Consider the following 26,293-nt stretch of genomic DNA (forward strand, 5'->3'; position numbering starts at 1 on the left):
CCACGATCAGCGCGGCGAGCCGTGGCGCGAGGCCCTGGCCCGGCTGGGCCTGCACGCCCTGGTGCGCTTCGACAGCGTGGCGCCGCCGCTGGACGGCGAGCCGCGCCTCTACGACAGCCTGGCCCTGCTGCTGGAGCGCGGCCGCCCGCAACTGCAGCGGCTGGTGGACGACCAGCAGGCCCAGCGCCGGCTGCGCCGCCAGGCCGGCGAACGCCTGGTGGCCGAGTTGCTGCTGGACGTGGCGGCCTGCCGTCGCAGCGTAGCCACCGAAGCCAGTGCCCTGCTGGCCGCAACCGAAGCCTTGCGCCAGCAGGTGCGCCAGCGCGAGCAGCGTTGCGTGGAAGCCCTGCTGCGGCTGTACGCCTTCAGCCGCGAGGATGCCGCCGCCAGCGACCTGCCGCTGCTGGACGGCCGCTGGGGCGATGACCTGTTCAACCCGGAAACCCTGCGCCAGCTCGGCGTGCGCCTGGGCAGCGGCGTGGCCGCCGGCGCGGCGGCGGGTGCCGGGGTGGACCTGCTGGTGGGTGGGCTGACCCTGGGCGCTGCGGCCGCCATCGGCGCGCTGGCGGGCGGCGCCTGGCAGACGGTCGGGCATTACGGCCAGCGCCTGCTGGGCAAGCTGCGCGGGCACCGCGAGCTGACGGTGGACGACGGCATCCTGCGGCTCTTGGCGCTGCGCCAGATGGAACTGCTGCGGGCACTGGAGTTACGCGGTCATGCGGCGTTCGAGGCGATCCGCGTGGACGCGCCGGCGGACGAACAGTGGCGCCAGGGCAAGTTGCCTGCCGCCCTGGGCAAGGCGCGGGCCCACCCGGAGTGGTCCTCACTGAACCCCGGCGCGGAGCTGGAGCAGGCCGAACGCCAGGCCGAGCTGGAGCGGCTGGCAGCCGAACTGGCCGCTTGAAAGCGTTGGTGCGGGCGGCTAGAGGCCTGGGGCCTCGATGAGGATGCGATCGTCCCGGCAGGCATTGCGGTCACCGGGGCGGCGCTCGGCGAACTGGCCGTCCATCACCCCCACCAGGCTGTCGGCGGGCTTGAGCGCGCGGGGCAGGCTCACCCGCACTTCCTGCAAATAACCACCCTGGGTGCAGACCAGCAGAAAGTTGTTGCCGGCCCGGGGGCTGCCGAACTCGTCTCCGACCTTCTGGTAGAACGCCGCCTGGGAGATGGCGCCGCCAACGTTGCTGGCGATGTACCGGCCGGCGCGAGTGGCATCCAGCTGGCGCACCAGCTCGGCGGCGCGGCGGAAGTAGGCGTTGGCATCCATGTCGGTCTGGCAGGTGCCGTGCTTCTCCCACTGGTAGCGGCTGAAGTCGTCGCTGTAGCCGACGTTGGGCATCCATGGCCGCAGGGTCGCGCGGGTGCTTTCGTCCAGCATCAGCGCCGGTCCCGCGCAGTGCCCGTAGCGGGTGCCGCAGGCCTGGCGGTTGGGCCAGAGGCCGTGGAGGGTGAGGTGGTTCAGTTGCAGGTCACCGCTGGCCAGGGCGTCGCACTCCGGCTTGCGCCCCTTGTAGGCGACGTGCTCGCAGAAGCCGGGCTGCCAGGTGGCGGCGAGGACGTAGCCGTCATGCTGGCCCGGCACGCTGCAGGCCTCGCCCTGGGCGGCATTCCCGGTGCCCTGGCGGGCGCCAAGGCTGAGGTCTTCCACCTGGCCGCAGCCGACCGGCACCCAGCGCAGCGGCGTGGCGTTGTCCGGCAGGCGCACCCGCAGCCAGTCGTAGTCCCGCTTGTTGACCTCCACCACCCGGTAGCGCTGCCCCGGTTGCAGGGTGGCGCCATCGGGGTTGCTGCGCTTGCGGATCGACTGGTAGGCCTCGCAGTGCTGCGAGGCGACGAAGCCGCCCTGGGCGGGCTCGGCATGGGCGTCGAGGGTCCAGAGGCCGACGAGGCCGATGAGCAGGGCGGCGAGCGGGGCGTTCATGGCGGGCTGTCCTGGGGCAGGCGGGCCGGGGCGGGCGCCCCGGCCGGGGGTCAGACGGCGACCGGGGCCTTGATGTGCGGATGGGCCTGGTAGCCCACCAGTTCGAAGTCCTCGAACTTGAAGGCCAGCAGGTCCTTCACCTCGGGGTTGAGCTTCATGGTGGGCAGCGGCAGCGGCTCGCGGGTGAGCTGCAGGTCGGTCTGCTCGATGTGGTTGGCGTACAGGTGGCAATCGCCGCCGGTCCAGATGAACTCGCCGGGGGCCAGGTCGCAGACCTGGGCCACCATCAGGGTCAGCAGGGCGTAGCTGGCGATGTTGAAGGGCACGCCGAGGAAGATGTCCGCCGAACGCTGGTAAAGCTGGCAGCTGAGCTTGCCGTCGGCCACGTAGAACTGGAACAGCGCGTGGCAGGGCGGCAGGGCCATCTGGTCCACCAGGGCCGGGTTCCAGGCGGAGACGATCAGGCGGCGCGAGTCGGGGTTCTTGCGGATCATCTCGATCAGCTTGGTGATCTGGTCGATGGATTCGCCGTTGGGCGCCGGCCAGTTGCGCCACTGGTAGCCATAGACCGGGCCCAGGTCGCCGTTCTCGTCGGCCCATTCGTCCCAGATGGAGACGCCATTTTCCTTGAGGTAGCGGATGTTGGTGTCGCCCTGCAGGAACCACAGCAGCTCATGGATGATGGACTTCAGGTGGCACTTCTTGGTGGTCACCAGGGGGAAGCCCTCGGCCAGGTCGAAGCGCATCTGATGGCCGAACACGCTGTAGGTGCCGGTGCCGGTGCGGTCGCTCTTGAAGGTGCCGGTTTCGCGCACCAGGCGCATCAGGTCGAGGTACTGCTTCACGGGGTGACTCCTTGGGCGGCTTCACGGCGGTGCGCCCAGACGATCAGTGCGAGGCCGCCGATGATCATCGGCAGGCAGAGGATCTGGCCCATGGTGAGCCAGCCGAAGGCCAGGTAGCCGAGCTGGGCGTCCGGTACGCGGACGAACTCCACGGCGAAGCGGAAGAGGCCGTAGAACAGCGCGAACATCCCGGAAACCGCCATGGTCGGACGCGGCTTGCGCGAATAGAACCAGAGGATGGCGAACAGCGCGACCCCTTCCAGGGCGAACTGATAGAGCTGCGACGGATGGCGCGGCAGGTGCGCCGGGTCGGTGGGGAAGATCATCGCCCAGGGCACGTCGCTGGCCTTGCCCCACAGCTCGGCGTTGATGAAGTTGCCAATGCGCCCGGCGCCCAGGCCGATGGGCACCAGCGGGGCGATGAAGTCCATGAGCTGGAAGAAGCTCTTGTTGTTGCGCTGGCCGAACCAGAGGGTGGCGAGCATCACGCCGATCAGGCCACCGTGGAAGGACATGCCGCCCTGCCAGACCTTGAGGATCAGCAGCGGCTCGGCCAGGTAGGCCGACAGGTCGTAGAACAGCACGTAGCCCAGGCGCCCGCCGGCGATCACCCCGAGGGCGACCCAGAACACCAGGTCGGAGAGTTTCTCCCTGGTCCAGGTCGGGTCGAAGCGCTCCAGCCGGCGAGAGGCCAGCAACCAGGCACCGCCGATGCCGATCAGGTACATGATCCCGTACCAGTGGATTTTCAGGGGACCGAGGCTGAACGCCACCGGATCGATCTGGGGATAAGCCAGCATCACGACTCCTTAGATCAGAAAACTCAGCCCGACCGAGAACAGCAGCAGGGCGAACAGGCGCTTGAGCAGGCGCGGAGGCAACCGGTGGGCCAGACGCGCGCCCAAACGGGCGAAGAACATGCTGGTGAGGGCGATTCCTACCAGCGCCGGGAGATAGACGAATCCGACACTGTGCGGCGGCAAATGTTCGCGGTTCCAGCCCAGCACCATGAACGACAGAGCGCTGGCGATGGCGATCGGCAGGCCGCAAGCAGAGGAGGTGGCCACCGCCTGCTGCATCGGCACGCTGCGCCAACTGAGGAAGGGCACGGTGAGGGAGCCGCCGCCGATGCCGAAGATCGCCGAGGCCCAGCCGATGAACACACCGGCAAAGGTGAGGCCGGGCTTGCCGGGAACGTCACGGCTGGCCTTGGGCTTGAAGTCGAGGGCCATCTGCAGGGACACCAGGATGGCGAAGCAGCCGATGATCTTCTGCAGCATCGGGCCCTGGATCAGCTTGGCGGTGTAGGCGCCAATGGCGGCACCGAGCAGGATGCCCAGGGTCATCCAGGCGAAGATCGCCCAGCGCACTGCGCCCTTGCGGTGGTGTTCGCGCACGGCGTTGATCGAAGTGAAGATGATGGTCGCCAGGGAGGTGCCCACCGCCAGGTGGGTGAGGACGCTCGGATCGAACCCCTGGGCGGTGAAGCTGAACACCAGCACCGGCACGATGATCATGCCGCCGCCGACGCCGAACAGGCCGGCCAGCACCCCGGCGAAGGCGCCGAGCACCAGGTAGAGCAGGAATTCCAAGCGACACCCCCGGAAGCAAAGCGGCATGGTAACGGAAGGCCGCTTGCCGCTCCAATCAGGGCGACGGTCGTTCCCGCCGCACTGCGCGAATCGTCGGTCTGCTCGACGCCTTTTCCTACAGCCCCTAGACTCGGCCGAGGATCACGGAGAAGGAGTCTCACCATGTGCCTGATCACCTTCGCCTGGCGCCCGGGACACGCCACACCGCTGGTACTGGCCGCCAATCGCGACGAGTTCTACGAGCGTCCGACCCGCGCTCTCGGCGCCTGGCACGACGTGCCGGGCCTGCACGCCGGGCGTGACCTGGAAGCCGGCGGCACCTGGCTCGGCCTGGGGCAGGGCGGGCGCTTCGCGGCGCTGACCAACATCCGCGACCCACGCCATCCGGCCACCGGTCGCTCACGGGGCGAGCTGTGCGTGGGCTTCCTCGGCGGCACGCAAACCCCGGAGGCCTTCATGGCCGAGGCGCACCGTCGCGCGGCGGATTACGCGGGCTTCAACCTGCTGGTGGGGGACGGCCGTGAGCTGTGGTTCCTGCATTCCCGAGGCGCGGGGCCGCGTCGCCTGGAGGCGGGTCTCTACGGGCTGTCCAATGCCGACCTCGACACCCCCTGGCCGAAGGTGCGCAAGACCAAGGCCGCCCTGGCCGAGTGCCTGGATATCGCGCGGCCGGGCGACCTGCTGAACCTCATGCATGATCCGCAACCGGCCTCGGACGCGACCCTGCCGGACACCGGCGTGGGCCTGGAGACCGAGCGCATGCTGTCGCCCGTGTTCATCGCCAGCCGCACCTATGGCACCCGCGCCACGACGGCCCTGATCGTGCGCGAGGACGGCAGCCGCGAAGTGGTGGAGCGCGGCTTCGGCCCGTTCGGCAAGCCGCTGGACGACGTGCACCTGAACCTGCGCACGCGCTAGGGCGGCAGGCCGGCGCACAGGCAAACCCGCTCCCGGCGGAGCGAGCGCTGAAGTCGTGGTAGGTCCCCATCCCGGCTCAAGGGAATTGCCGGGGTGGTGGCTCAGGCCTGGATGGTCGCCGCCGGGTTGATCACGCGGCCCAGGCCCAGGTTGCGCAGGGCGAGGTGCAGCGCGCTGTGGATGACTTGGGGGTTGTCGATGCCCATCAACTGGTCAAGGAGCTCGCGGGCCTTGCTCAGGCTGAGCTGACGCAGCAGCCATTTCACCTTGGGCAGGTTGGTGGCGTTCATCGACAGGCTGTCGAAGCCCATGGCCAGCAGCAGCACGGCCGCCGCCGGGTCACCGGCCATCTCGCCGCAGATGCTGACGGGCTTGCCCTCGGCATGGGCGTCGTTGACCACCTTGAGCAGTGCCTGGAGCACGGCGGGATGCAGGTAGTCATAGAGGTCGGCCACGCGCGGGTTGTTGCGGTCTACGGCGAGCAGGTACTGGGTGAGGTCGTTGGAGCCGACCGAGAGGAAGTCCACCTGACGCGCCAGCTCGCGGGTCTGGTACACGGCGGCGGGGATCTCGATCATCACGCCCACCGGCGGCATGGGGATGTCCACGCCCTCGTCGCGGACCTCGCCCCAGGCGCGGTGGATCAGGTGCAGGGACTCTTCAAGCTCCTGCACGCCGGAGATCATCGGCAGGAGGATGCGCAGGTTGTTCAGGCCCTCGCTGGCCTTGAGCATGGCGCGCACCTGCACCAGGAAGATTTCCGGGTGGTCGAGGGTGACGCGGATGCCGCGCCAGCCGAGGAAGGGGTTGCTTTCCTTGATGGGGAAGTAGGAGAGCGCCTTGTCGCCACCGATGTCCAGGGTGCGCATGGTCACCGGCAGCGGATGGAAGGCGGCGAGCTGCTCGCGGTAGATGGCGAGCTGCTCCTTCTCGCTGGGGAAGCGCTCGTTGATCATGAACGGCACTTCGGTGCGGTACAGGCCGACGCCTTCGGCGCCGCGCTCCTGGGCGCGGGTCACGTCGGCCAGCAGGCCGGTGTTGACCCACAGCGGCATGCGGTGGCCGTCGAGGGTCTCGCACGGCAGGCTGCGCAGGGCGTCGAGGCCCTTGACCAACTGGCGCTCCTCCTCGACCACTTCGCCGTACTGCTTGCGCAGTTCCTCGGAGGGGTTGGTGAAGACTTCGCCGTGATAGCCATCGACGATCAGCTCGATGCCATCAACCTTGGAATAGGGCAGGTCGACCACGCCCATGACCGTGGGAATCCCCATGGCACGGGCCAGGATGGCGACGTGGGAGTTGCCGGAACCGAGGACGGAGATCAGGCCCACCAGCTTGCCTTCCGGCACTTCGCCGAGCATGGCGGGGGACAGCTCCTCGCTGACCAGGATGGTGTTGTCCTGGTAGACCAGGTTCTGCTTGCGCTCTTCCTGCAGGTAGGCGAGCAGGCGGCGCCCGAGGTCCTTGACGTCGGATGCGCGCTCGCGCAGGTAGGCGTCGTCCATCAGCTCGAAACGCTTGACGTGCTCCATCACCACCTGGCGCAGGGCACCCTGGGCCCACTGGCCGGAGCGGATGACCTTCTTCACCTCCAGGCCGATGGAGGCGTCGTCGAGCATCATCAGGTAGACGTCGAACAACGCCCGCTCCTCGGGGCGCAGCTGGGTGGCCAGCTTGCTCGACAGGCGGCGCATGTCTTCACGCACGGACTCCAGGGCCTGCTTGAAGCGCTCGACCTCGGCCTCGATGTCATCCACCGGGCGGTCGGGCACTACCTCCAGGTCGGCCGGCGGCAGCACCACCACGGCGGTGCCCACGGCAGCGCCCGGCGCACCGGGCACGCCGACAAACTTGGCTTCCTGGATGCCCTTGCCCTGGCGACCCAGGCCACGGATGGAACCGGTGGCCTCGGCATGGGCGATGACGCCCGCGAGCTGGGCGCTCATGGTGACGAGGAAGGCTTCCTCGCCCTCGTCGAACTGGCGGCGCTCCTTCTGCTGCACCACCAGCACGCCCATCACCCGACGGTGGTGGATGATCGGCGCGCCGAGGAAGGAGGCGTAGCGCTCCTCGCCGGTCTCGGCGAAGTAGCGGTAACGGGGGTGGTCGGCGGCGTTCTCGAGGTTCAGCGGTTCTTCGCGGGTGCCCACCAGGCCCACCAGGCCTTCGTTGGGGGCCATGCTGACCTTGCCGATGGAGCGTTTGTTGAGGCCCTCGGTGGCCATCAGCACGAAGCGGTTGGCCTCGGGGTCCAGCAGATACACCGAGCAGACCTGGCTGCCCATGGCCTCCTTCACCCGCTGCACGATGATCGCCAGCGCCGCCTTGAGATCCTTGGCGGCGTTCACTTCCTGGACGATCTTGCGCAGGGTATTGAGCATGGCCGTGTAGCCTTTCTCCGGGTCAGTCTTGCGCCAGCAGGCGCGGGGCGAGTTCCTTGAGGGCGCGACGATAGACTTCTCGCTTGAAGGTCACGACCTGTCCAAGCGGGTACCAGTAGCTGACCCAGCGCCACCCATCGAACTCGGGCTTGCCGGTCAGGTCCATGCGCACCCGGGTCTCATCGGACTTCAGGCGCAACAGGAACCACTTCTGCTTCTGGCCGATGCACAGCGGCTGGCTGTGCGTGCGCACCAGGCGCTGCGGCAGACGATAGCGCAGCCAGCCACGGGTGCATGCCAGGATCTTCACATCCTGCTCTTCGAGGCCGACTTCTTCGTTCAATTCGCGGAACAGCGCCTCTTCGGGCGTTTCTCGTGGGTTGATGCCCCCTTGGGGGAACTGCCAGGCGTCCTGATTGATGCGTCGCGCCCAAAGCACCTGCCCGACATCATTGGCGAGAATGATGCCGACATTGGGGCGGAAACCATCAGGATCGATCACAGCGGACAACCTCGCTTGCGCATGTCGCGGCATTGTTCCACAAAGCCTGTAAACGCGGCAATGCGGGCTTTTCACGCGATGGGCAGCCCCTGGAAAAGGGGTTATCCTGCGCGGCCTTCGGCAGCTTCCAGCAAGGTGATAGACGTGCGCCTGGCCCTTTTCGACCTCGACAACACCCTCCTCGGCGGTGACAGCGACCATGCCTGGGGCGAGTACCTCTGCGAACGCGGCCTGGTGGACGCCTCCACCTACCGGGCACGCAACGACGCCTTCTACCGGGACTACCTGGCCGGCACCCTCGACGTGCAGGCCTACCAGGACTTCTGCCAGGAGATCCTCGGCCGTCACGACCTGGAGCAACTGGCCACCTGGCACCGTGAATTCATGCGCGACCGCATCGAGCCGATCCTGCTGGCCAAGGGCGAGGCGCTGCTGGACGAGCACCGCGCCGCCGGCGACCGCCTGGTGATCATCACCGCCACCAACCGCTTCATCACCGGCCCGATCGCCGAGCGCCTGGGCGTGGACGACCTGCTGGCCACCGAGTGCGAGATGCTGGACGGCCGCTACACCGGCCGCAGCACCGACGTGCCGTGCTTCCGCGAAGGCAAGGTGGTGCGCCTGGAGCGCTGGCTGACGGAGAACGGCCTGAGCCTGGACGACGCCAGCTTCTACAGCGACTCGGTGAACGACATGCCTCTGCTGGAACGGGTCAGCCGCCCAGTGGCCGTCGACCCGGACGACCGCCTGCGTGCCGAGGCCCAGGCCCGTGGCTGGGCGGTGATCTCGCTGCGCTGACCCACGCGGGCCGCGCCCGGCGGCCCGTCAGAGCGGCTTGGCCACCATCAGGAAGAAGATCGCCACGAAGGCGATGAACGCCGGCCAGCCCAGAACGAACCAGATGCGCATATAGAGGAAGGCCCGTTCCGGCAGGGCCTGGCCGCTGGCCAGTGCCTGGGCGGCCATGTCGCGCACACGTATCTGCAACCACACCACCGGCAGCCAGCACAGCCCGGCGAACACGTAGAGCCCCACGCTCCAGAGAATCCAGAACTGGTTCAGCGGCCAGCCCGCCACCTTCGCCAGCGCCAGCCCGCTGAGGGGCTGGAACACCGCCGTGGTGGCGATGAACAGCCAATCGGCGGTGACCAGGTGGCGGAAGGTCACCGCGATCACCTCCAGCCGTTGGCTGCGCCAGGCCCGCAGGGCGTAGTAGGCCGACCCCAGCCCGGTGCCGAACAGCAGGGTGGAGGAGAGGATGTGCAGGGTCTTCAGCAGCAGGTACAGGCTCATCGGGCAGGCGTCCGTGATGGGGGCTCCAGCCACAGCACCCAGAGGGTGGCGACCATGAGCACTAGGTTCTTGCCGACCGCCGCATAGGGGTCGGCCCAGTAGTGGGGCAGCAGCAGGGTGATCAGCAGGGTGTAGAGCAGCATCAGGCCCAGTTGGGCCTGCAAGGCGCGCACGCGCCATCGGCGGACCAGCAGCCCGAGCCCCAGCGCGGCATCCAGCAGCGAACCGCTGACCACCGCCAGGCTCGCCGGCCAACCATTCACGCCCATGTCGGCCATGATGCGCAGCCCCCAGTCGTACCCCGGCCCCAGGCAGACGAAGGCCGTCCCCAGCCAGATCAGCGCCAGCACGGCCAGCATGGCGGGGCGCATCAGGCGGGCGATGACCCGCTCCGGCTGCGGCCAGCCACTGGCCAGGCGCAGGGCCAGGGGCACCGCGCGATAGCCGCAGAGCGCTGCCAGGGCATCCGGCTCGGCGAGGTTGTCGCGCCGCGCCAGGGTCATCAATTGAGGGTCGAGGGCCCGCCAACTGAACCAACGAGCAGCCCGCGCGCCCGGCGCTGCGAGCGCACCGGGCAGGTGCAGCCAGCGGCCGGGGCCGCGCCCCCGCACCTGACGGAGCAGGTCCAGCAGGCCGCCCTGGGTGAGAACGTCGGGGCCCACCAGCGGCACCGCACAGGGCTGTGCCGGCCAGTGGCGGACCAGCGCCAGCACTGCGCCGGCCAGGTCGTCCACATGCACCGGACGGCTGCGCGCGCCGACATCCGGCAGGGGTGCGACGGGCAGGCAGGCCAGGGCTTCCAGCCAGCCGCTGCTGGCGCCGCCTTCACCCAGCACCAGGGACGGGCGCAGCACCACGGCGGGTATGCCGAGGCCGAGCAGGTGCGCATCCGCCCGCGCCTTGCTGGCCAGGAAGGGCACATCCGGGTGATCGCCCGCCCCCAGCGCGGAGAGTTGCAGCACCGCAGCGCCATGGCGGGCCGCGAGGTCGAAGAGGGCCTTGGCCCCATCCGCCTGCAGCCTTTCCAGTCGTGCGGAATCGGGCAGCAGCGCGCCGGCGGCGTTGATCACCAGGTCCACACCCGCCGGCCAGGGGAAGCAGTCGGGGTCACCCGCCAAGCGTTCGAGGTCGAGGGCGCGCCACTCCACGCCCGGGCAGGGAACTCCGCTGCCGGTGCAAGAGGTAGCCACCAGGCTATGGCCCGCGCCGAGGAGAGCGGCCAGCAGGCGCTGGCCGATGAAACCGCTGGCACCGACCAGCAGGATGCGAGTGAACGACAAGTCAGGCCGGCCGCACGAGGATGAGGCCGAGGATCACCAGCAGCAGGATCAGACCCAGGGTGGCATAGCCGAGGCTGAAGCCGAGGAAGCGCCCACGCGGGGTGGCCAGTTCGGCCGGGCCGGCGTGCAGCACCAGCAGGCGGCGACTGGCCAGCAGCCAGGCGATGCCAGCCAGCAGGTAGAGCAGGCTGCTGCCCAGTACCCAGGTCAGGCCCAGGGGAATGCCGCGCTGGTCCAGCACCAGCCAGCCGGACACCGGCGCAGCGAGGCCCAGCAGCAGCAACGCCGGCACCCCGAACAGCGCAGCCTGGCGCGGGCTCGGTGCCCAGCCGCGCAGGGCGCCGTGCCAGGCTCGCAGGACGAACCAGAACAGCAGGAGGGCCACCGCCATCAGCAGGGCGATCGCCAGGCCGTTGAGGCCCAGCAGCAGGTCAGCGTCCATCATCCTTCCTCCAATCGGGCGACGGGCTCAGTGTAGTCGCCCGGTCTGCGGCCTCAGCTGAGGAACAGCCGGTAGGCCGGGTTTTCCGTTTCGTCCCAGTAGGGGTAGCCGATGGCGGCGAGGGCCTCGGGCACCAGGTGGCGCTCCTCCGCCGGCACCTGCAGCCCCGCCACCACGCGGCCGTCGGCGGCGCCGTGGTTGCGGTAGTGGAACAGGGTGATGTTCCAGCGCCCGCCCAGCTTGTCGAGGAAGTTGAACAGCGCACCGGGGCGCTCGGGGAATTCGAAGCGGAAGATCGACTCGCCCTCCACCCGGGGCGCACGACCGCCCACCATGTGGCGGATGTGCAGCTTGGCCAGCTCGTTGTCGGTCAGGTCCAGCACCGGGAAGCCCTGCTCGCGCAGGCCGTTGACCAGCGCCTCGCGGGGGTCGTTGAGCGGGTGGGTCTGCACGCCGACGAAGATGTGTGCCTCGTCGTCGGTGTTGTAGCGGTAGTTGAACTCGGTGATCTGGCGCTTGCCGATGGCCTCGCAGAACGCCTTGAAGCTGCCCGGCCGCTCGGGGATGGTCACCGCGATAATTGCCTCGCGCTTCTCGCCCAGCTCCGCGCGCTCGGCCACATGGCGCAGGCGGTCGAAGTTGATGTTGGCGCCGGAGTCGATGGCTACCAGGGTCTGGCCCTCGATGCCCTCGCGCTCGACGTAACGCTTGATGCCTGCCACGGCCAGGGCGCCGGCGGGCTCGGTGATGGAGCGGGTGTCGTCGTAGATGTCCTTGATCGCCGCGCAGATCTCGTCGGTGCTGACGGTCACCACTTCATCGACGTGATGACGGCAGATGTCGAAGGTGTGCTGGCCGATCTGCGCCACCGCCACACCGTCGGCGAACAGCCCGACCTGGCCCAGCACCACGCGCTCGCCGGCAGCCATGGCGGCCTGCAGGCAGTTGGAATCGTCCGGCTCGACGCCGATCACCTTCACGTCCGGGCGCAGGTACTTCACGTAGGCGGCGATGCCGGCGATCAGGCCGCCGCCGCCCACCGGCACGAAGATGGCATCCAGGCGCCCCGGGTGCTGGCGGAGGATCTCCATCGCCACCGTGCCCTGCCCGGCGATCACATGGGGGTCGTCGTAGGGGTGGATGTAGACGAAGCCCTTCTCCTCCACCAGCTTCAGCGAATAGGCCAGCGCCTCGGGGAAGGCGTCGCCGTGCAGCACCACCTTGCCGCCCCGGGCGCGCACGCCCTGGACCTTCAGCTCGGGGGTGGTGCGCGGCATGACGATGGTGGCTTCGATGCCCAACTCGCGGGCCGCCAGGGCCAGGCCCTGGGCGTGATTGCCGGCCGAGGCAGTGACCACGCCACGGGCCAGTTCCTCGGCGGACAGCTGGGCCAGCTTGTTGTAGGCCCCGCGGATCTTGAAGGAGAAGACCGGCTGCAGGTCCTCGCGCTTGAGCAGCACCTGGTTGCCGAGGCGCTCGGTCAGGCGTGGCGCGCGTTGCAGCGGGGTTTCCACCGCGACGTCATAAACGCGCGAGGTGAGGGTCTTCTTGACGTAGTCTTCGAGCATCACGGCTTCACTGGCGGGCGGGGCGGGAGCGGCGAGTCTACCGCAGGCGTCCGTCGACCGACCACACGGGATACGGGGTTTTGCCGTGGCGAGCGGCTATACTGCGCGCCCTCGGATACCCCTCACAACGTGGACCCCCGCATGAACCAGGACCAGCTCAAGCAGGCCGTCGCCCAGGCCGCCGTCGACCACATCCTTCCGCTGATCGACAGCAAAAGCGTCATCGGCGTCGGCACCGGCTCCACCGCCAACTTCTTCATCGACGCCCTGGCCCGCCACAAGATGGCCTTCGACGGCGCCGTCGCCAGCTCCGAGGCCACTGCGCAGCGCCTGAAGGGCCATGGCATCCCGGTCTACGACCTGAACACCGTGGACGCCCTGGAGTTCTACGTGGACGGCGCCGACGAGAGCGACGAGCACCTGAACCTGATCAAGGGCGGCGGTGCCGCACTGACCCGCGAGAAGATCGTCGCCGCCGTGGCGCGTACCTTCATCTGCATCGCCGACGCCAGCAAGCTGGTGCCGGTGCTGGGCGCCTTCCCGCTGCCGGTGGAAGTCATCCCCATGGCCCGCAGCCACGTGGCCCGCCAACTGGTGAAACTGGGCGGCGACCCGGTCTACCGCGAAGGCGTCGTCACCGACAACGGCAACATCATCCTCGACGTGCATAACCTCTCCATCGTCGACCCGAAGGGCCTGGAAGCGCAGATCAACGCCATCGTCGGCGTGGTCACCAACGGCCTCTTCGCCGCCCGCCCGGCCGACCTGCTGCTGCTCGGCACCGCCGAAGGCGTGAAGACGCTCAAGGCCTGATGACAGCGCCCGGCGTGCAACGCGCCGGGCACGCCCTGCAACATCGGCGTCTTCAGACGCTCGCCATCGACTATCAAAGTGCCACCAGTCTTGAGGCTCTGTTAGGCTCTGCGCCGCGATACATCCCCCACCCCTCAAGGAATGCCATGAAGAAGGAAACCTTCATCCCCCTGGTGCTGTGCGCCCTGCTGACCGGCTGCTTCGAAACCCCCATCGAGAAGACCGACAAGGCCATCAGCCTCTACCGCCCCGACACCACCGCTGCGCAACAGTTGCAGGAAGCCCATGAGCTGCTGGAAAGCGCCGCCGAAGACAAGGAGCCCCGCGCGCAGTACATGCTGGCCAAGATGTACGAGCGTGGCGACGGCGTCGCCCAGGACTACAACAAGGCCTTCGCGCTCTATACCCAGTCGTCCCTCAACGGCAACGGCGACGCCTCCTACATGCTGAGCCGCTACGTCGAAGACGCGCAGTTCGGCCAGAAGGTGGACCTGCAGCAGGCGAAGAACTTCCTGGAGAAGGGCGCAAGCCAAGGCTCATACACCGCCAAGCTGCTGCTGGGCCTGGCCCTGCTGAACGGCAATCCGCCGTTCCGCCAGGACGTCGACCAGGGCGAACGCCTCCTGCTCGATGTGGCCGAGAAAGACCCCGTGGAAGGCCATCGCCTGCACGCCAACCTGGCGCTGGCCAACCTCTACGGCAACCCCACCCTGGGCAAGCTCGCCCCGGAGAAGGTCGTTACGGCCTACGAATACCTGGCGCAGCACGGCCCCTACGGCTATCCGCCGATCCTCATGGGTCTGTTCGACGGCCACATCCCCGCACTGGCCGATGAAGCCCGCCGCCGCGCCGTCTTCGAGCAGTACGCCGAGAGCAACGCCCGGGTGAAGCTGCTCTACCTGGCCGGCGCCATCGGCGACGGCGAGGATGCCCTGATCAGCGAGGCCGACTATCGCGCGCTGCTGGCCGAGACATCCGCCAAAGGCGATCGACTCGCTTCCGAACTGGGTTGCCGCCTGTTCGCCCCACCCCTGAAACGCAAGATGGGTCGTGGCGACCCCGCCCAGGCGGAACAGGTGCTGGCCTGGTGCGATGCCGACGCCCGCACGGGCTCGGCCTTTGGCCAGAGCAACGCCACCGCCCTCAATCTGCTCAAGCGCGACTTCAAGCAGACGTTCATCTGGGCAAGCGTGGCCCTGGCCGATGGCAACCAGGACGGCAAAACGGCCCTGGTGCTGCTGGCGGGTGCCGGCTACAGCCCGTCGGAGGCGGAAATGAACGACCTCGTCCAGCAGGCCAAGACCCTGCGCAGCGACATCAAGACTGCCCAGGCGAACTACCGCGACAAATCCCTCGACCTTCCCCTGGTCGAACGCCCCTGGTACTGACGGGGCTTTCCGGGCACCTCTCCCGAGGTGCCCGGGTTCAATCCCGAGCCGGCCGGCTGAACACGTAGAACAGGTTCGGCTCGCTCACCAGGTACAGGTTCCCCTCGTTATCCATCGCCACACCCTCGGCCTGGGGGACGCTGGCCTTCAACCCGTGCATGCCGCGCAGCAGGGACAGGGTGCTGATGGGGCGGCCGTCGGCGTTGATTTCCAGCACCAGCCGCGACTCGTCGGACAGCGCCAGCAGATGACCGCTGCGCTCGTCGTATTGCAGGCTCGACAGGTCGCGCACGAACAGCCCGGCATCTCGCTCGGGGTCATCCACCACGTGCACGGCGAAGGGCTTATCCGGGTTGGTGTGGGGGAAGCCGTGGATCTCGTAGATGCGCACCGGGTCGCGCTCCTTGGCCACGAACAGGCGCTGGCCCGCCGTGTCGTAGGCCAGCCCCTCGAAGCCCTTGTTGCCGTTCAGGCCGATGCCCAGGGAGAGCTGCTGGGACTCGGCGGCATCCACACGGGTGGTGTGCTCGTCCAGCTTCACCTTGATCAGCCGCTGCTGGCGCTCGTCGGTGATGACGTAGGTGCCGGGGGCGACGTACTCGATGGCCTCGGGGTCGCCGAAACCTTCCAGATCGATGCGCCGGACGATGTGGCCGTCCAGCGAAAGCTCGATGATCTGCGGACGCTTGTTGGTCACCGTGAGCAGGCTGTGGCGCTCCGGGTCGTAGGTCAGCGCCGATACATCGGCATCCAGCCCCTCGATGGGGCGCGCCTCGACCGTCACCTGGTAGTCGGGCAGCCAGATGGAGCGCTCCCGCCATTCCGAAGCGTGGCGCCATTCTTGCAAGCTGAACCAGCCTCGCTCGAACAGGCGAAACTCCTGGGCAGCGATGCCCAGCAGCACGAACACACAGAACAACAGGCCGGAAACCAGCCAACGGGGACGCAGGAAGGAGCGCATCAGGACGGACTCAGGGGACTCAGGGGACTCAGGAGGCGCGGCGAGAATACCGCAGTGCGCCAGGGTGATGCCTGAAACCAACCTTAATGCCCGCCCCGACGCATGAACCTGCCCCCACCGTTACCAAAGGGGACGAACCATGGCGGCGTCATTGCTACCCGAACGGGTCCTGACCACCCTCCACACCGTTGCACTCGCGGTCCAGGCACTGGCCGACGAGGTGCCACGCACACGCATGCTTGAAGGCAGCGGCGTCGCCTGCAGCGATCTCGACACCCCCGACAAGCTGATCAACCACGCCCAGGAGTTGCGTGTCTTCGCCAACGCTCTGGCCTGCACCCGCGACCCGGCGCTGGGGTTGTCCCTGGGCCTGCGGATGCACGTCTCGGCCTACGGCATTCTCGGCTACACCATGCTCGCCAGCCACACCCTGCGTGATGCGCTGAACCTGGCCCTGACCCACTCGGCGCTGCTCGGCAGCTACTTCAAGTTAACCCTGGAAGAGGACGGCGCCGAAGCGCGCCTGGTGGCCACCCGCTACCGCTATGCACCGGAGCTGATGGTGTTCAACAGCGAGCTGTGCCTGACCTCGCTGCTCACGGTGATCCGCGACCTGCTCGGCGAAGCCATCCGCCCACGCCGGGTGGCACTGCCCTATCGCCCACCGCTGCACGCGGCGACCTACACCGAGCGGCTCGGCTGCCCGGTGGACTTCGGCGCCGCCCACACCGCGCTGTGCTTCAACGCCTCCCTGCTGGACCGCCCGCTGCCCCTGGCCGACCCGGTCAGTTGCCACCACGGGCTGCAGCAGTGCCAGCGGCTATCGGCCCAGCTCACCCAGCGCCACGACGTGCTGGAGCAGATCCGCGAGCAACTGGAGGACAACCTCGCCGAGGACATCAACCTCGACGGCATCGCCCGCCGCCTGCACCGCTCCGAACGCACCCTGCGCCGGCACCTGCAGCGCATGAACACCAGCTACCAGCGCCTGCTCGACCAGGTGCGCTACGAAAAGGCCCGCCACCTGCTGCTGCAGACGGACCTGCCGATCTACCTGATCGCCGAGCAGCTCGGCTACGCCGAAACCGCCAGTTTCCGCCACGCCTTCCAGCGCTGGAGCGGCCAACCGCCGAGCCAGTACCGGCGCTGACCGACGCTTTCGCAAAAATCCCGCCCACCACCACCTTCATCGCCTGCCTACGCAGTGCCAGGCGCTCGCCTGCGCGATACGTAGGACGCGCAGAAGGCATCAACAGGTTGTCCGAAATTATCCCCTTTTGACCGTTTCTATCGTTCTGGCCCTCCCTCGCCGCTGACAGAATCGAAGCCATCAGGGGTGGCCAGCAGCGCCCGTAAACCCCAATAACAACAATCTCTTAGAGCGTGTGATCAGCATGTCCAGCGCGATCAGCATCGACCGAGTGTGCATGGAGTCCGACGACCCGGGAATCACCCTCCCTCAGGACAAGCTGGACCGCCTGAAGACCCTCAGGCTCTGCTCGCCCAAGGCCCTGTCCCTGCACAGCAAGGTGTGGACCAAGCTGAAGAAGTGATCCCGCAGCGGCCCGCCTCGGCGGGGCGCCGCACGGCATGCGCAGGCCGGTGCATGCCACACCCGAGGGTGCCGCCCGACGCGACGTACCCGCTGGCCATAAAAGAAAGAGAGAAACCGCCATGCCTTGCCTGACCCGCACCACCCTCCTGCTGACCGGCGGACTGCCTGCCGACTGACGCGCCGGATCGCCCGAACCCGACCCGAACCGCTGATTCCCCAGACTGGCGGCCTGCCCTGCAGGCTGCCCAGCGAGGTACTGCCATGAACACGTCCACCCTCGACACCGCCTCCGCCAGCGGAGCCTTCGTCCACAGCGCCCAGGGCACCCGCCTGCGGCGCATCCTCGGGCTGCCGGCCCTGGTCTTCTTCGGCCTGGTCTACATGGTGCCGCTGACGGTGTTCACCACCTACGGCGTGGTCACCGAAACCACCGGCGGACGCACCGCACTGGCCTATGGGGTGACCCTGGCGGCGATGCTGTTCACCGCGCTGTCCTACGGCTTCATGGTGCGCCGCTACCCGGTGGCCGGCTCGGCCTACTCCTATGCCAGCCTCAGCTTCGGACCCGGTATCGGCTTCCTGGCCGGCTGGTCGCTGCTGCTCGACTACCTGTTCCTGCCGATGATCAATTACCTGGTGATCGGCCTGTTCCTCAACATCGCCTTCCCCGAGGTGCCGGCCTGGGTCTTCGTGGGCGGCGCCATCGCCCTGGTCACCGTGCTCAACCTGCTGGGCATCGGCTCGGTATCGGGCATGAGCAACCTGATCGTGATCGCCCAACTGGTGTTCGTGGTGGTGTTCCTGGCCATGGCCTGGCGCCTGCTGGGGGGCGCGCCGATCGACTGGATGGCGCCCTGGCAGGGCGATGGCTCCCAGACGGGCTTCGCCCCGGTGATGGCGGGCGCAGCGATCCTCTGCCTGTCGTTCCTCGGTTTCGACGCGGTGTCCACCCTTGCCGAGGAGGCCCGCGAGCCGCGCCGGGACATCCCCCGGGCGATCCTGATCACCACCCTGGGCGCGGGTGTGCTGTTCATTCTCCTGGCCATGGTCAGCCAGCTGGTATTTCCCGGTAGCCACTTCCAGGACGCCGACGCTGCGGCCGCCGAGGTGATGCTCAAGGCCGGGGGCGGCTTCCTCCAGGCCTTCTTCACCGCTGCCTACGTGGCGGGGGCGGCCGGCTCGGCACTGGCCTCCCAGGCCTCGGTGTCGCGCATCCTCTACAGCATGGGCCGCGACGGCATCCTGCCGCGCAGGGTGTTCGCCCATCTGTCCCAGCGCTTCCACACACCGACCCTGGCGATCCTGCTGGTATCGCTGATTTCCCTGCTGGCGGTGGTGATCGACCTCGGCACCCTGGCCTCGATGATCAGCTTCGGCGCCCTGGTGGCCTTCTCGGTGGTGAACCTGGCGGTGATCCGCACCCACCTGCTGGACGGCCAGCATCACGACACGGCCGACCTGCTCCGCTACGGGCTGGTGCCGCTGATCGGCTTCGGTCTGATCGTCTGGCTGTGGACCAGCCTCAGCCACCAGACCCTGGTCTTCGGCCTGGCCTGGTTCGCCATCGGATTCATCTACCTCACAGTCTTCACCCGCGGGTTCCGCCGTCCGGCACCGCAGGTGCAGTTTTCCGAGCACTGACCCCAAGGAGGACACGACATGCTCGTCATCTACAGTGACGACCACCACCTGCACCACGGCAAGCACGAACTCATCGGTGGCCAGTTCACCCCCTGCTTCGAGAAGCCCAGCCGTGCCGACATGGTGCTGGACCGCGCCCGTGCGGTGAACCTGGGCCCGGTGCAGGCACCCAGTGATTTCGGCCTGGAGCCGATCCTGCGGGTACACCGCGAGGGCTTCGTGAACTTCCTGCGCACGGCCTGGGCCGACTGGCAGGCCAAGGGTCGCGACCACGACATGCTGCCGATCGCCTGGCCGACCCGCCGCCTGCGCCAGACCGAACCCACCGACATCGACGGCCGCCTGGGCTACTACTCCTTCGACGCCGGCGCGCCGATCACTGCAGGTACCTGGCAGGCCATCACCAGCTCGGCCAACGTCGCCCTCACCGGGCAGGCGGAACTGCGCAAGGGCGCGCGAGGCGTGTTCTCCCTGTGCCGCCCGCCGGGCCACCACGCAGCCGCCGACTACATGGGCGGCTACTGCTACCTGAACAACGCTGCCATCGCCGCCCAGGCTCTGCTGGATGCCGGCGCCAAGCGGGTGGCCATCCTCGACGTGGACTACCACCACGGCAACGGCACCCAGGACATCTTCTATGACCGCGCCGACGTGCTCTTCACCTCGATCCACGGTGACCCACGCTTCGAATATCCGTACTTCCTCGGCTTTGCCGATGAGCGCGGGGTGGGCGTGGGCGAGGGGTTCAATGCCAACTACCCGCTGGCCTCGGGCAGCGATTGGTCGGTCTGGGGCCAGGCACTGAGCGATGCCTGCCGCCGTATCGCCGCCTACGGCGCGGACGCGCTGGTGGTGTCGCTGGGGGTGGACACCTTCAAGGAAGACCCGATCTCGCAGTTCAAGCTGGACAGCCCGGACTACCTGCGCATGGGCGAGGTCATTGGCCAACTCGGCCTGCAGACGCTGTTCGTGATGGAGGGGGGTTACGCGGTGGAGGAAATCGGCATCAACGCCGTCAACGTGCTGCAGGGTTTCGAGGGCGCCAGGCCCTGAACCAACAGCCCCCTGTCAGCACGCGCTGGCAGGGGGCTGTGTGAATGCATCTCCAACTGATCGGCCCGCTCAAGAGCGTGCCGAATGCATGTCAGTCAAGACGCTCGCCGGTTTCGTGGACCATTCGGCGCGCCAGCGCCAGGTTGGCCTGGGACCGGTCCAGCACGAAGTAGACGAACACGCCCTCGAAGCGGGAGATCGGGCAGAGGATGTGGTACTGCTTGCCCAGCGTGATGAGGATGTCGTCGATCTGGTCCTTCACGCCCAGCAGCTTCATGGTCTTGAGCTTGGCTCGCACAACCTCCGTATTGCCTGCCGCGGCAATCTCCAGGTCCAGCCCGCTCCCCGCCGACGCCAGGATCATGCCGCTGTTGCTGTCGACCAGTGCTGCGCAAAGGGAGCCAGTGGTTTCACTGATCAGACTTTCCAGTAGTTGCTGATGATTGCTCATGGATCTTCCTTACTCCTTGGGTTCACGATTCACAGACGTCTGCAGTCAGCTGAGCCAGGCTCGTAACCAACCGCTCCAGTTTCCAGAGCTGCTGGCCCAAGGCAGTGTCTTTCGTGGACACCGACATCAGCACCAGCATGGAGGTGGCAAAAGGCACGGACAGCAGGACCACCACTCGGTCGCTGCTCTCCAGAACGGTGCGTTTGTAGTCCCTGGCACCGAGCTCACGCAGCATGGCCTGGCCTATGGCCTGGGCAGAGCTGCTCATGGCCGCCAGGCGGCGGGAGTACTCGTCACCCTCCTGATGGCTGGCCGTCACCATGAAGCCGTCCTCGGTCGTCAGCAGCAGGCTTCTTATCTCGCTGTTTTCTTCACGGAACCGGTTGATCAGGCGCTCCAGCAGTCGCCTGGTCATATCCGTCATGTCTTTCAATGGGCGTCCTCCAACATGGCCCGAGCCTCAACCTGGCAGACCACCGCCTCGAGCAGGAGCAGCACCTCGTCACGCAGGCGTACATCCACCCCCATTACCGGGAAGGCAAGACCTTGGGCTTCCAGGACTTCCGCGTAGCGCTCCAGCTCAGGGGTCGGGGAGAGGTCCATCTTGACCACCCCGATGACGACCGCCACGTCGCCCTCCAGGTAGCGTTGCAGCACATCGAGGTAATGGCGCAATTGCCCCAGGGGATCCTCGGACTGGTTGTCGCAGAGAATCACCACACCCAGTGACCCGCGCGCGAGGATCTCCCACATGAACTCATAGCGCTGCTGACCCGGGCAGCCATAGAGCATCAACTGGTCTGCCTGGCCCGGAGCGATGACCTCGCCATAGTCCAGACCCACCGTGGTCCAGGCCTTGGACAAGGTCGGGTCGTTGTTCGCGACTTCGGTTCGGACTGGCGGTGTGTTGCTGATGCTGCCGATCGCCGTTGTCTTGCCGGCGCCGCTCGCACCAAGGAAGAGAATCTTGTAAGACGTCGTGGTCACAGGCTCAGCCCCAACGTGTTGCGCAGGCGCTGGAAGAACCCTCTTCGGAGCCCCGAGATCTGGCTGGCGGCATCCGCGCTTCTCTGTTGCAACTTGCCACTCAGTGCGCAAGCGTTCAGCAACCCGTAGATATCCGCACGGGCAAGGCCCACGTGCCGGGCCATCTGGTCAACGCTCAGGTAACCGCGTCTCAGCAGGGAGGCGAGTTGCAGGGTGCCTGATCGCAACGGCTGAAGGGGCCAACTGCTCAGGGAATAGGCACCCTCGCTATCCAGTCCCTTGAGCAAACGCGGGTGTGCAAGGCCGGCCTGCCAGAGCAGACCGCCCAGCGAACGCCAGTTGATCTGCTCTGCCTGGGGCTTGTGCCGGGCCACCAGCAGCGTCCCGCCTTCCAGAAGCAGAGCACGGAGCTCCGAGGCCGAAGGCAGCGTGTCCGAACACACGCAGAAGCGCCCCGCGTCGAAGTCCAGATAGAACGAATGGCGCCCGCCGCTCAGTACGTAGGTACCGCCCAGTTGCAGACGGACGATGTCCCAGAGTTGCTCGACCAGCGTTCCATCCAAGGATCGGTCTGCACGGCGGATCAAGCGGAGGAGATCATCAGCAGTACTGGCGAAGCTGAGGTTCAGCGCCTGCGGCTCCCCATCGGCAACGAAAGGTACGACTTTCAACGACAGGCCCTTGCGACGGCCCAGCTCGGTCGCATAGCGGGAGAAGGGAGAATCAGGGGAGAGCACCACCAGATCGCAGCGCTCCAGCGAAGGCAGGGAAAGGTCCTCGACAACACGGATATCCGACCCGGAGCGGGTACCCGCTTCATGGATCAGCTCACGGACGAAACGATCCTCGTGCAATCCCAGGCCGAGCATCAGGACATTCATCTGACTCACCTCGTCGGTCAATGACTCAGTCTTCGAGCGAGAGGCGATGGTAGTGATTCGATGAAAGGTGCCGCTGTAGGCGAACCCCACTTCAGCTTGAGGAATGTTCCCGGCGGGGCACGCTATAAACCAGGTCAATGACCGCGCTGCCACTGGGGGCAACGCAGGGCGCACGTCGCGTGCGCCCTGAGAGCAATCGCTCCGCGTGAACGGTCAGTTGACCCGCTCGACGAACTCCACGTCGATCTCGCGGCCCATCAGGTCGCGGTCCACTTCACCGGTGAGCTTCACGGTGACCTTGTCGTCGATGGACTGGGTCGGCCAATCCTCGTCGTCGATCTCCACCTTGATGGTGCCCGTGGCGTCCTTGAACTCGTAGATGTCGCCCTTGATGCGCTTGACGATCTGCCCCTGCAGTACGACGGTCGCGTCGTCGCTGGCCTCCATGGCGGCGGCGACAGTAGTGATCGCCTGGTTGGCGCCCGGGCCGGTGTAGGTGGACGCCAGGGCGGCGGTGGAGAACAGCGGGGCGATCAGCAGAGCAAGGTATTTGGCGTTCATGGTTGTGATCCCGTATCGGTGAGTGGTTGACGGGATCAGGCTAGGGCCGGGCGCTGAAACGAGGCTTAAAAGCCCCTTAAGCGAACCTTAAGCGGGCCGGGCGACTCAACCGCGCTCCGTCACCTGGGGCGCGCCGCGGCGGAAGACGTAGAACAGGTTGGGCTCGCTGACCATGTAGATGTCCCCGGCTTCATCCATGGCCACGCCTTCGGCACGGGGAATGCGGCTTTCCAGGCCGTTGAAGCCACCCAACAGGCTGATGAAGCTCACTGGCTCACCGGCCTCGTCCAGTTCCAGCAGCAGGTTGGATTGCGCGGACAGCGCCAGGACATGCCCGGTACGCGGATCGACACTGAGGGCCGACAGGTTGCGCATACCCAGGCCATAGCTGGGCAGTGGCTGGAGTTCACCCGCCAGGCTGCGGCTGCCGTCGGAGGTCAGGCTGAACATCGCAGTGGGCTCACGCTCCTTGCCCAGCAGCAAACGCCCCTGGGCCGGATCCCAGGCGATGCCTTCGAAGCCCTTGTTGCCGGAGTCGGTAAAGCCCAGGTCGAACTCGTCGGCCTCACGAACGTCCAGTTCGCGGGTCAGCGAATCGAGGGTGAAGATCGACAGGGTGCGACGGCGCTCGTCCGTCACGGCAACGTTGCCGTTCTCCAGCACCGCCACGCCTTCGAGGTTGGCGAAACCGTTGAGCGGGATACGTCGCAGCACCTCCCCCTCGCGGGAGATTTCCACCAGCATCGGCGTCTTGCCGGTCACGGTGAACAGGGTGCGGGTCACCGGGTTGTAGGCCAGGTCGGAGGCTTCATCATTCTCCAGCCCCGCCAGTGGCTTGCCCTGGATCACCGCACGGTAGCCCGGCAGCCAGATGCTGGCTGCCTGCTCGCCCTTGCTCAGGCTACGCTCGCTGAGCCAGAGCTGGGCACGGTCGTCGAGGTGCAGGTAATGCAGTGCGGCAGCGCCGAGCATCAGCGCGGCGCCCAAGGCAGAGTAGCGGAGGGTGCGAGGGAACTTCATGGGCGACGGCTGCTTCGGGCGAGTGGCGCTTTGATACTACGGCAGCCGAAAAGTTCCCCGCCAGTGAATTTCAGATGACACCGCTCTCGAAGGCGCTGTGACCCACCAGTTCCAGCACCAGCGCATCGCCCTTGTGCAGCGGGCCAACGCCAACTGGTGTGCCGGTCAACACCACGTCGCCCGGCTGCAGGCTGAAGTGCTGGCTGATGGCCTGGAGCAGCGGAAGGATGGGGTTGAGCATGTCACGGCTGTTGCCGTCCTGGCGCACCTCGCCGTTGATGGTCAGGCGGATGCCGATGTCGTCCAGCGCCTCGACGGCATCCCCCGGAATGAAGGGCGCCAGCACGCAGGCGCCGTCGAAGGCCTTGGCGACTTCCCAGGGCCAGCCCTTTTCCTTCAGCTTGGCCTGCACGTCACGCAGGGTCAGGTCCAGCGCCGAGGCGAAGCCGGAAATCGCATCCCGGGCCTCTTCGGCACTGGGGTGGCGCGACAATGGTTTGCCGATCAACACGGCGATCTCCGCCTCGTAGTGCACAGCACCCCGGTCCTCGGGAATGGAGAACCCGCCCTCGATGGCCACCACGCTGGACGCCGGTTTGATGAACAGCAGCGGCTCGGTGGGCACCGGGTTGTTCAGTTCCTTGGCGTGCTCGGCGTAGTTGCGACCGATGCACACGACCTTGCCGAGGGGGAAGTGGATGCGGGTGCCGTCGACGTACTGGTGCTGGTAACTCATGAACCGACTCCTGAACGGTGAATGCTAAACAGGCGGTGAATCGCTCCACCGCCTGCCTGATCAGTTGAAGATTTTTCCGGGGTTCATGATCCCGTTGGGATCGAACACCGCCTTGATCGCTTTCATGATCGCGATTTCCGGCTCGGAGCGGCTGTAGCCCAGGTAGTCACGCTTGGTCATGCCCACGCCGTGTTCGGCGGAGATCGAGCCGTTGTACTTCTGCACGGTCTCGAACACCCACTTGTTCACGGTGGCGCACTTGGCGAAGAACTCGTCCTTGGACAGGGCGTCCGGTTTGAGGATGTTCAGGTGCAGGTTGCCGTCGCCGATATGGCCGAACCAGACCACTTCGAAGTCGGGATAGTTGGTCTCGACGATGCGGTCGATGTCGTGGAGGAAGGCCGGGACCTGGCCGACAGTGACCGAGATGTCGTTCTTGTACGGCGTCCAGTGGGAGATGGTCTCGGAGATGTACTCGCGCAGCTTCCACAGGTTCTGCAGCTGTTGCTCGCTCTGGCTCATCACCCCGTCCAGCACCCAGCCCTGCTCGACGCAGTGCTCGAAGGTGGTCAGTGCATCGTTGGCCACCTCCTCGGTGGTGGCCTCGAACTCCAGCAGCGCATAGAAGGGGCAGGGCGTCTCGAAGGCCGCCGGCACGTCACCACGGGCCAGCACCTTGGCCAGGGCCTTGTCGGAGAAGAATTCGAAGGCGGTGAGGTCCAGCTTGTTCTGGAAGGCGTGCAGCACCGGCATGATCGAGTCGAAGTCCGGGGTGCCGAGGACCATGGCGGTGAGGTTCTTCGGCGCGCGATCCAGGCGCATGGTGGCCTCGACCACGAAGCCCAGGGTGCCCTCGGCGCCGATGAACAACTGGCGCAGGTCATAGCCGGTGGCGTTCTTGATCAGGTCGCGGTTCAGCTCCAGCAGCTCGCCGGTGCCGGTGACCACCTTCAGGCCGGCCACCCAGTTACGGGTCATGCCGTAGCGAATGACCTTGATCCCACCGGCATTGGTGCCGATGTTGCCGCCAATCTGGCTGGAACCTGCAGACGCGAAATCAACCGGATAGTACAGGCCCTTCTCTTCCGCGAAGTTCTGCAACTGCTCGGTCACCACGCCCGGCTGGCACACCGCCGTGCGGTCGTATTCATTGAAGGCGAGGATCTGGTTCATGTAGTCGAACGCCACCACCACCTCGCCGTTGGCCGCCACCGCAGCGGCCGAGAGACCGGTACGCCCGCCGGACGGCACCAGCGCCACCTTGTGCCGGTTGGCCCAGCGCACGACGGCCTGCACCTGCTCGATGGTCTTGGGGAAGACGATGGCGGTCGGGGCCGGGGCGAAATGCTTGGTCCAATCCTTGCCGTAGGCCTCCAGGGAGGCTGCGTCGGTCAGCACCTTGCCGGGTTCGACCAGGGTCTTCAGTTCTTCGATCAGGGCGGCGTTGGTCATCAGAGGAACTCTCGAATCATTCATGGTCGCCCTGAGAACGTTTCAGGTCGCA

The 26,293-nt window shown here is 67.0% G+C and carries 27 protein-coding genes and 1 pseudogene; 9 read left to right on the forward strand and 19 right to left on the reverse strand.

Features of this window, described 5'->3' with window-relative positions; all coding sequences use genetic code 11:
- Positions 1–904, forward strand: a 904-nt coding sequence (locus A9G05_RS02215) for a DUF3482 domain-containing protein (protein WP_069559429.1), incomplete at its 5' end; no start/stop codon positions are given.
- 18 nt (positions 905–922) lie between these two features.
- Here the strand turns inward: A9G05_RS02215 and A9G05_RS02220 are convergent.
- Genes A9G05_RS02220 through A9G05_RS02235 form a run of 4 tightly spaced genes read right to left on the reverse strand, consistent with a single transcriptional unit; the run spans position 923 to position 4,358 of the window.
- Positions 923–1,921 (reverse strand): ribonuclease T(2), encoded by a 999-nt coding sequence (locus A9G05_RS02220; protein WP_069559430.1) that lies wholly within the window; start codon positions 1,919–1,921, stop codon positions 923–925.
- Positions 1,922–1,971: 50 nt separating this feature from the next.
- Positions 1,972–2,766 (reverse strand): thymidylate synthase, encoded by a 795-nt coding sequence (locus tag A9G05_RS02225; protein WP_069559431.1) that lies wholly within the window; start codon positions 2,764–2,766, stop codon positions 1,972–1,974.
- Positions 2,763–3,566, reverse strand: a complete 804-nt coding sequence (gene lgt, locus A9G05_RS02230) for a prolipoprotein diacylglyceryl transferase (RefSeq protein WP_069559432.1) — start codon at positions 3,564–3,566, stop codon at positions 2,763–2,765. Before lgt ends, A9G05_RS02225 begins: the two co-directional genes overlap by 4 nt.
- Before the next feature lie 9 nt (positions 3,567–3,575).
- A complete protein-coding gene (locus tag A9G05_RS02235; RefSeq protein WP_069559433.1) occupies positions 3,576–4,358 on the reverse strand; it encodes a sulfite exporter TauE/SafE family protein in 783 nt (260 codons plus the stop codon).
- A gap of 162 nt (positions 4,359–4,520) precedes the next feature.
- On the opposite strand from A9G05_RS02235, the gene A9G05_RS02240 reads away from it, so the two are divergent.
- Positions 4,521–5,276, forward strand: coding sequence for an NRDE family protein (locus tag A9G05_RS02240; RefSeq protein ID WP_069559434.1), 756 nt, complete (start codon positions 4,521–4,523; stop codon positions 5,274–5,276).
- A 101-nt stretch (positions 5,277–5,377) separates the two neighbouring features.
- Here A9G05_RS02240 and ptsP read toward each other — a convergent pair whose 3' ends face one another.
- Together ptsP and A9G05_RS02250 are read right to left on the reverse strand one after the other, a co-directional pair.
- On the reverse strand, positions 5,378–7,657 hold the full coding sequence (gene ptsP / locus A9G05_RS02245) for a phosphoenolpyruvate--protein phosphotransferase (RefSeq protein ID WP_069559435.1): 2,280 nt from the start codon (positions 7,655–7,657) through the stop codon (positions 5,378–5,380).
- 22 nt (positions 7,658–7,679) lie between these two features.
- Positions 7,680–8,159 carry an RNA pyrophosphohydrolase gene (locus tag A9G05_RS02250; RefSeq protein WP_044402295.1) on the reverse strand — a complete coding sequence of 160 codons (480 nt, stop codon included), beginning with the start codon at positions 8,157–8,159 and terminating at the stop codon, positions 7,680–7,682.
- A gap of 144 nt (positions 8,160–8,303) precedes the next feature.
- Here A9G05_RS02250 and A9G05_RS02255 point away from each other — a divergent pair, with 144 nt between their 5' ends.
- Positions 8,304–8,957 carry an HAD family phosphatase gene (locus tag A9G05_RS02255; protein ID WP_069559436.1) on the forward strand — a complete coding sequence of 218 codons (654 nt, stop codon included), beginning with the start codon at positions 8,304–8,306 and terminating at the stop codon, positions 8,955–8,957.
- A 27-nt stretch (positions 8,958–8,984) separates the two neighbouring features.
- Here the strand turns inward: A9G05_RS02255 and A9G05_RS02260 are convergent, their stop codons facing one another.
- Genes A9G05_RS02260 through ilvA form a run of 4 tightly spaced genes read right to left on the reverse strand, consistent with a single transcriptional unit; the run spans position 8,985 to position 12,742 of the window.
- Positions 8,985–9,452 (reverse strand): DUF2269 domain-containing protein, encoded by a 468-nt coding sequence (locus A9G05_RS02260; protein WP_069559437.1) that lies wholly within the window; start codon positions 9,450–9,452, stop codon positions 8,985–8,987.
- The gene (locus tag A9G05_RS02265) at positions 9,449–10,732 is read right to left on the reverse strand and encodes a DoxX-like family protein (RefSeq protein ID WP_069559438.1); all 1,284 of its coding nucleotides are present in this window, start codon (positions 10,730–10,732) and stop codon (positions 9,449–9,451) included. Before A9G05_RS02265 ends, A9G05_RS02260 begins: the two co-directional genes overlap by 4 nt.
- Before the next feature lies 1 nt (position 10,733).
- On the reverse strand, positions 10,734–11,174 hold the full coding sequence (locus tag A9G05_RS02270) for a DUF2269 family protein (protein WP_069559439.1): 441 nt from the start codon (positions 11,172–11,174) through the stop codon (positions 10,734–10,736).
- 53 nt (positions 11,175–11,227) lie between these two features.
- The gene (gene ilvA, locus A9G05_RS02275) at positions 11,228–12,742 is read right to left on the reverse strand and encodes a threonine ammonia-lyase, biosynthetic (protein WP_069559440.1); all 1,515 of its coding nucleotides are present in this window, start codon (positions 12,740–12,742) and stop codon (positions 11,228–11,230) included.
- A 141-nt stretch (positions 12,743–12,883) separates the two neighbouring features.
- Between ilvA and rpiA the strand changes: the two genes are divergently transcribed.
- On the forward strand, positions 12,884–13,555 hold the full coding sequence (gene rpiA / locus A9G05_RS02280) for a ribose-5-phosphate isomerase RpiA (RefSeq protein WP_044402277.1): 672 nt from the start codon (positions 12,884–12,886) through the stop codon (positions 13,553–13,555).
- Between the two features lie 146 nt (positions 13,556–13,701).
- A complete protein-coding gene (locus tag A9G05_RS02285; protein WP_069559441.1) occupies positions 13,702–14,943 on the forward strand; it encodes a tetratricopeptide repeat protein in 1,242 nt (413 codons plus the stop codon).
- A gap of 37 nt (positions 14,944–14,980) precedes the next feature.
- Here A9G05_RS02285 and A9G05_RS02290 read toward each other — a convergent pair whose 3' ends face one another.
- Positions 14,981–15,904 carry an SdiA-regulated domain-containing protein gene (locus A9G05_RS02290; RefSeq protein WP_069559442.1) on the reverse strand — a complete coding sequence of 308 codons (924 nt, stop codon included), beginning with the start codon at positions 15,902–15,904 and terminating at the stop codon, positions 14,981–14,983.
- A 139-nt stretch (positions 15,905–16,043) separates the two neighbouring features.
- On the opposite strand from A9G05_RS02290, the gene A9G05_RS02295 reads away from it, so the two are divergent.
- The 4 genes and pseudogenes from A9G05_RS02295 to A9G05_RS02305 all read left to right on the forward strand — a co-directional run bounded on the left by A9G05_RS02295 (position 16,044) and on the right by A9G05_RS02305 (position 20,153).
- Positions 16,044–17,054, forward strand: coding sequence for an AraC family transcriptional regulator (locus tag A9G05_RS02295; RefSeq protein WP_069559443.1), 1,011 nt, complete (start codon positions 16,044–16,046; stop codon positions 17,052–17,054).
- A 286-nt stretch (positions 17,055–17,340) separates the two neighbouring features.
- Positions 17,341–17,457 (forward strand): annotated as a pseudogene (locus A9G05_RS27020) (spermidine/putrescine ABC transporter substrate-binding protein); the annotation flags it as partial.
- Between the two features lie 263 nt (positions 17,458–17,720).
- Positions 17,721–19,100 carry an APC family permease gene (locus tag A9G05_RS02300; protein ID WP_139131060.1) on the forward strand — a complete coding sequence of 460 codons (1,380 nt, stop codon included), beginning with the start codon at positions 17,721–17,723 and terminating at the stop codon, positions 19,098–19,100.
- 18 nt (positions 19,101–19,118) lie between these two features.
- Positions 19,119–20,153 carry a histone deacetylase family protein gene (locus A9G05_RS02305; protein WP_069559445.1) on the forward strand — a complete coding sequence of 345 codons (1,035 nt, stop codon included), beginning with the start codon at positions 19,119–19,121 and terminating at the stop codon, positions 20,151–20,153.
- Positions 20,154–20,244: 91 nt separating this feature from the next.
- On the opposite strand, the gene A9G05_RS02310 is transcribed toward A9G05_RS02305, so the two are convergent.
- The 8 genes from A9G05_RS02310 to A9G05_RS02345 all read right to left on the reverse strand — a co-directional run bounded on the left by A9G05_RS02310 (position 20,245) and on the right by A9G05_RS02345 (position 26,241).
- A complete protein-coding gene (locus A9G05_RS02310) occupies positions 20,245–20,604 on the reverse strand; it encodes a hypothetical protein (RefSeq protein ID WP_044402260.1) in 360 nt (119 codons plus the stop codon).
- 22 nt (positions 20,605–20,626) lie between these two features.
- Positions 20,627–21,028 (reverse strand): roadblock/LC7 domain-containing protein, encoded by a 402-nt coding sequence (locus A9G05_RS02315; RefSeq protein ID WP_069559446.1) that lies wholly within the window; start codon positions 21,026–21,028, stop codon positions 20,627–20,629.
- A 5-nt stretch (positions 21,029–21,033) separates the two neighbouring features.
- Positions 21,034–21,591: an ATP/GTP-binding protein gene (locus A9G05_RS02320; RefSeq protein WP_069559447.1), complete on the reverse strand. Its 558-nt coding sequence runs from the start codon at positions 21,589–21,591 to the stop codon at positions 21,034–21,036.
- On the reverse strand, positions 21,588–22,472 hold the full coding sequence (locus A9G05_RS02325) for a hypothetical protein (RefSeq protein WP_139131062.1): 885 nt from the start codon (positions 22,470–22,472) through the stop codon (positions 21,588–21,590). The genes A9G05_RS02320 and A9G05_RS02325 overlap by 4 nt, the downstream gene beginning before the upstream one ends.
- 213 nt (positions 22,473–22,685) lie before the next feature.
- Positions 22,686–23,033 carry a NirD/YgiW/YdeI family stress tolerance protein gene (locus tag A9G05_RS02330; protein ID WP_069559449.1) on the reverse strand — a complete coding sequence of 116 codons (348 nt, stop codon included), beginning with the start codon at positions 23,031–23,033 and terminating at the stop codon, positions 22,686–22,688.
- 105 nt (positions 23,034–23,138) lie between these two features.
- The gene (locus tag A9G05_RS02335) at positions 23,139–24,053 is read right to left on the reverse strand and encodes an SdiA-regulated domain-containing protein (RefSeq protein WP_069559450.1); all 915 of its coding nucleotides are present in this window, start codon (positions 24,051–24,053) and stop codon (positions 23,139–23,141) included.
- 70 nt (positions 24,054–24,123) lie between these two features.
- Positions 24,124–24,789, reverse strand: coding sequence for a fumarylacetoacetate hydrolase family protein (locus A9G05_RS02340; protein WP_069559451.1), 666 nt, complete (start codon positions 24,787–24,789; stop codon positions 24,124–24,126).
- Positions 24,790–24,849: 60 nt separating this feature from the next.
- Entirely contained in the window at positions 24,850–26,241 is a 1,392-nt protein-coding gene (locus tag A9G05_RS02345) for an FAD-binding oxidoreductase (protein WP_069559452.1), read from the reverse strand.
- Between the last annotated feature and the right edge of the window lie 52 nt (positions 26,242–26,293).

The organism is Pseudomonas sp. ENNP23 (genome assembly GCF_001728945.1).
Taxonomy (GTDB): domain Bacteria; phylum Pseudomonadota; class Gammaproteobacteria; order Pseudomonadales; family Pseudomonadaceae; genus Metapseudomonas; species Metapseudomonas otitidis.